This window comes from Glycocaulis albus (genome assembly GCF_014639075.1).
Lineage (GTDB): Bacteria > Pseudomonadota > Alphaproteobacteria > Caulobacterales > Maricaulaceae > Glycocaulis > Glycocaulis albus.
On record NZ_BMFS01000026.1, the window covers coordinates 1 to 568 of the forward strand.

1 pseudogene is annotated in these 568 nt (G+C 64.8%); it reads right to left on the reverse strand.

Annotated features, from left to right (window positions below):
* A pseudogene (locus tag IEV75_RS13830) lies at positions 1–568 on the reverse strand (transposase); the annotation flags it as partial.

A 568-nucleotide genomic window follows, 5' to 3' on the forward strand; every position in this document is an offset into this window, starting at 1 on the left:
GCGGTCGGGCCCGCAGAGCACGCTCGCGCATCAGGCGTTCGACGCGGTGCAGGCCGCATGAGAAGCCTTCCTCCAGGACATCGCGCCAGACACGGCGCGCTCCGTAAGTCCGGTCCGAGAGCATGAAGCTTGCCCGCACGCGTGCGCCAAGCACTTCATCGCTTCTTGCCCGCGCGCTGGCAGGACGTGTCAGCCAGGCATGGAAGCCACTCCGCGAGACACCGAGCGCCCCGCACATCCACGATACTGGCCAGACCCCCCGGTGCTTCGCGATAAACCCGAACATCACAGCGGGTCCCTGGCGAAGTAGGCCGCGGCCTTTTTTAAAATATCCCGTTCGGCTTTCAGCCGCGCGACCTCCCGTCTCAGCCGCCGGACCTCATCGTCGGCAGGCGCAAGCTGCCCTTTGCCGGGAAACGCCGTATCAGGGCGGTCGCGATATTGCTGAACCCAACGGCGAAGCACCGTCTGGTGCACATCAAGATCTCTCGCCGCCTGGGCAAAGCTCACGCCCCGATCGACGACCAAGTGCACCGCTTCCCGCTTGAACTCACGGCTGAACTGTCTT